General features: G+C 50.9%; 5 protein-coding genes. All 5 read right to left on the reverse strand.

Annotated features, from left to right (window positions below; translation table 11 throughout):
* Positions 1 to 1,120: minor capsid protein (locus Q3886_RS08590; protein ID WP_301860966.1), on the reverse strand; the 1,120-nt coding region annotated here is incomplete at its 3' end.
* Positions 1,110 to 2,552 (reverse strand): phage portal protein, encoded by a 1,443-nt coding sequence (locus Q3886_RS08595; RefSeq protein WP_301860969.1) that lies wholly within the window; start codon positions 2,550 to 2,552, stop codon positions 1,110 to 1,112. The genes Q3886_RS08595 and Q3886_RS08590, both read right to left, overlap by 11 nt.
* Positions 2,553 to 2,556: 4 nt before the next feature.
* Positions 2,557 to 3,804, reverse strand: coding sequence for a PBSX family phage terminase large subunit (locus Q3886_RS08600; RefSeq protein ID WP_301860971.1), 1,248 nt, complete (start codon positions 3,802 to 3,804; stop codon positions 2,557 to 2,559).
* Positions 3,782 to 4,234, reverse strand: a complete 453-nt coding sequence (locus tag Q3886_RS08605; RefSeq protein WP_301860973.1) for a hypothetical protein — start codon at positions 4,232 to 4,234, stop codon at positions 3,782 to 3,784. The genes Q3886_RS08600 and Q3886_RS08605 overlap by 23 nt, the downstream gene beginning before the upstream one ends.
* On the reverse strand, positions 4,155 to 4,415 hold the full coding sequence (locus Q3886_RS10045) for a helix-turn-helix domain-containing protein (RefSeq protein ID WP_367881563.1): 261 nt from the start codon (positions 4,413 to 4,415) through the stop codon (positions 4,155 to 4,157). The genes Q3886_RS08605 and Q3886_RS10045 overlap by 80 nt, the downstream gene beginning before the upstream one ends.
* Between the last annotated feature and the right edge of the window lie 112 nt (positions 4,416 to 4,527).

The raw sequence follows: 4,527 nt of genomic DNA on the forward strand, positions 1-4,527 counted from the left end.
GTCTACGCCAGCCCTGCGGTTTTGTTTTGTATCCCACAGCACCTGATGCAGGATTCTTCCACTCTTCCAGCGTTTTCGTCTTATCGACATATACGGCTTTCCAGTCGTCGTATTTCATCTTTCCCGGTACCTGCACGGTCTTTCCTGTATCTGGATCGCGGGCGGCACGTGTCGATTCGTCATCGTCTGTAATGCCTTCGATATATGGCACCGTTGTCGTACGGCAGTAGCAGTGGAAGGGCGGCATAGTCACGCCAGGCTTGGCATTAGCCCTGTTGAATACTTTACCGTCCAGATGTCGGCAAATAGGCGATGTTCTTCTGTCCAGCGTCGCAACAAGCTCATATTTTGCCACATGCAGCTTCTGCCAGGTACCCATACGGGCCGATTCCTGCACATACGCTGTCTCTGTTTCGGCCAGCCTGCGGGCACTGCTGAAGGACACGCTGAAGCGGTTGGCAATCCGACCGGCAAGCAGTGTCGTCCCTTCGGAAGCAATGAGCGTTCGTGTAATTTCCGACTGGAGTGTATTCAAAAGCCTGGTTTTATTATCCCAAATGCGCTCAGAGAAGTCCTTACCATCCTCCGCCCACGGCCTGAATACAGCTTTTTCAACGCTTGCTTTCGGGACTTCAGAAAACGTATCATATGCGCCCTGCATGGACTGCGTTTCATAGGCTGTCTGGTAATAGCTGTCCTCATATACGTCTTTCAGAAGCTCTTTCAGGTTGATTTCCTGTTGCTTAGCCAGCTGTTCAACGTAATGCGCCGTCTTGATATACAGCATTTGACTGCGGCTCAGCCTGGCCCGAATAGATGCCTGATCCAGCATCTTGATATACTCATCAGATAGGTTTTGCTGTTTTGCCAGTGCTTCATACCCTTTCAGCGTCATTTTAAACGCTTTTAGCTCCCTGGCGTCCAGCTGCTTACGGGCATCGGCCAGGCTCAGGCCGGTTTCGTCAGCATAGCGGGTATACCATTCAACGACCTCATCGCGCAGCTGCTGCAGCGTGTATTCATACACTCGTTTCAGGTCTGCCATAGCCTTGTCGGCCTTATCCATTTCCCGCTGTTCCAGCCGCTCAAATCGACGCTGCCAATAGTCCTTATTCGCCATCTACGCCACCGCCTTGCGGCTCCTGCCCGCGCAAAGCGTAATCAAGGCCCAGCTCTTCCTGCTGATCTGCCTGCATGCGCTTTAGCTCTTCCGCCGTATCCTTGACCCAGGGATGGTTGGCAATAATCGTCTCCTTGCTGATAACGCCTTCGGAGTTGCGGCAGTTTGTAATGACTTCCGATTCGTTGACCGGCGTATCCCGATTGAAAACAAACTCGACATCGCCGGCCGTTTCGCCGTTAATACCGAGATACGTGTTGACAAACCACATCAGCTGTTCCAGCGACGCCTGGAACTCCATCTCAAGGTTGTTTGTATCAATATCAATGTCGCTGTAAATACTGCTGATATTCATTTGATTGGGATTATTGCTCATACGGTCGTCGCGGGCGTCAAACCCGTTCCCGCAGTCAATAATCGCCTTATTTAACAGCTTGATGATCGTTTCGTAATTCTGCGAGTTGACCTCTATCGTCAGGGTTTCGACGCCGCCCTGCACGCCTTCTCGGGTTCGGACTTTTACGACGCCATAGACAGCCAGGTTATACCGGAACTCCGACAGGTCCGTGCCGTCGTAGTTTTTAATGACGAGGATCGTATTGCGCACGTCTTCACACATAATATCAGCAAAGTTACTGATCAGTGTGTTCAGTGCATCCTGCAGACATTTCACGCGCCGAATAAGCGGCAGCTCTTCTTCGTTATACTTAAAAGCAATCAGCGGCACCCGTTCCCAGTTCATCGGCTGGCCGTCTATGGTAAGATAGGCGCCGCCTGCTCGCTCAACGTCAGGACGGAGCTGATTGTTCTCCCAGATGAAGTATTTGACGCCACTTGTTGTGTAATACTCGACTTTATGGACGATTTTAGGCTGTTTGCCCTCGTAAGTCGCCACATCATAGATGCGAAGAAACGCATCCAGCTGCTCGTGTTCTTCGTCTGCCCAAAACGGCAATATCTGCGATGGCGGAAACCGCTTAAATCGCAGGCCGTCTGCCGTTACATACGGATGCAGGTACGCAATCCCGCCATTCAGTGCATCTGCGCCAATGTGCCTGAGCCGTCTCCGGAACGCCTGGTCAAATACGCCGTCCAGCAAATCGCCGTATCCTGTGTCATCGGTCTTAACCTCGAAAGGCTTAGCCAGCAAATAATTCACCTTCTGATCTACCAGCTTAGCGTAACGGTTATAGGCGATACGGTTATTTGGCAAGTTGTGCAGCGTTATCTTTCGACCGCCCTCGCCGATAACCTTGCGCTCTTTATGGTCGATGTCTAAGTACTGGCGATAATAGGCAGCACCGGTTTTCATCCAGAGCCGCCGGTTTGATACAAGCCAGGCCCGCAGCTCTTCCTCCAGGAATTCCGTTTCTGTCATACCGGACTGGCTGCCCTTCTGGAGCAGCAAATCCCACCATCGTTGTAATAGCATAGTATCACCATCCAAACAGCGGGGCATCGTTGATTCGTTCCAGCGCATACCGGACAGCATCAATCGTGTGATTGTTCTTATCCGGATAGACGGATTTAAAATTCCCCAGCTTATCTTTCTCTAATTCATACTGTGTAAACTCCCGTGCCGCATTTGGACAGCGGTCGGGATCAATAACAATTTCTTCGATTTCGTCTTTCAGGAAGCGGATGCCCCGCTCTACGCTGCCCGGACCTTTAACAGCTCCTTCGGCATGAACACCCCGTTCCTCTATATCGTCTATAGATTTCGGCTCAGCGCTGTCGCAAATAACCAGGCCCTTTTCGGGGTTCTCCTGGTTAATGTAAGCTGCCGCTTTGGCGTTGGACATGTTGACGCGGTACAGCTCACGGAAAATATACAGCCGCTTCCGTGTCTTATCGTATTGTACGACCATATATGCCAGCGGATCGGCGGCATAGCCCCAGTCCAAGCCGCGGTATATACGGTCGAATAGCCCGATTTCCTCATCGGTAATATGTCGCAGTGTCACATTGCGGAATACTTCGCCGCCTGTCCCCGTCACTTCACCTAAATACTGATGCCGATACTTTTCATCGTTGACGGCCTTCATGTGCTCCGCTTCAGCAATAAAAGGCGCGCCCAGCCAGTCAGCCGGCACCGTCAGGTATGTGCTGTGATGGACGATTTTGTCAGGACGGTCCAATGACGCTTCATAATTTACCCAGGACTGCACAGATTCCGGCGGATTGTACGAATAAAAGCACCAGAATGTTGTGCCGCCACGCATAACTGACTGCAGCACGGTATTAATCGTATCCATTTCGGGGAACTCTGCCAGTTCTTCAAACCAGATATAAGCAAAATAGCCATGGCTGAGCTTGATAGATTTACTCTTCAGTGGATCATCGACGCCGCGGAACACAATACGCTGCTTGCCATATGACAACGACAGCGGACTGATACGAGCCTTCCACTTATCGGCAACGCCTAGCTCATCAATGGCCCAGATAAGCTGCTCATATACCGATTCGCGCAGGGTTCCGCCGACCTTACGAAATACAACAGCGTTGCGCCGTGTCTCTTTCATCATGCCTAGGATAATTTCAATGCTGATAAAAGACGACTTTGTCGATCCGCGCCCGCCTTTGAGCCAGTAATGTGTTGCGTCGTGTCGTTTTACCTGGCGATGGAGCTGATAAAACGACGGTGCAATCCGGTCTTTTATACTAACTTTTGTCTGGCACATCATCAACAATCACCACGCTTTCCTGTTCCGTATCCTGCATAGCTGATACTTCTGCTTTGAGTTTCGCGATGCGCAACCGCTGTTCTTCATCTGCCAAACCTTGGCGGCACATCTCATCGTATTGCTTAATCATGTTGTTCAGCGTACCCATGGCCCGACTCTGGGCCTGTAAAAATACGGCTTGCTTTTCATAAGCTTCTTTATACTCGTATGCATCCGTGCCATTGCCGGATAAAGTATGCCGTTTAGTAACGTCCTCGGCACCCCTAACAAACATAATCTGCTGCGCCCGGACGATGGCCGCGTATTTCAGGCAGATATTTTCCCAAAGAATATCTATCAGCGCCTTTTGCTCAAAGGCCTCGACAAGCTCCCTCGTTTCTTCTGGCAGGTACTTGGCAAACAGCCCATGCGTCGCCGCGTTCTGATTCACCCGCCGCGTTGGTATTAAAAAAGGGTGCGCCCGTTTTTTTGTGTGCACCCTTTTCGCGCTTCCAGCCGTACCGCCGCTGCCAAGACTTTACCGTATTAACGGAAACGTCGTACTTTTTCGCGATTTCCTTGTATTTCAGCCCTTTCACATAATCGTTATAGGCCTTTTCCCACGTCACCATAATACATATTCACCACCGCCAGTTGTTTGTTTTGAAATTGGCAGGTGCAGCAAGGCTCGAACCTCTGCCTGCGTTTTTGGAGCCCGCCGTGCTACCGTTACACCATGTGCCC

Origin of the sequence: uncultured Megasphaera sp. (assembly GCF_958350005.1) — a bacterium.
GTDB lineage: Bacteria > Bacillota > Negativicutes > Veillonellales > Megasphaeraceae > Megasphaera.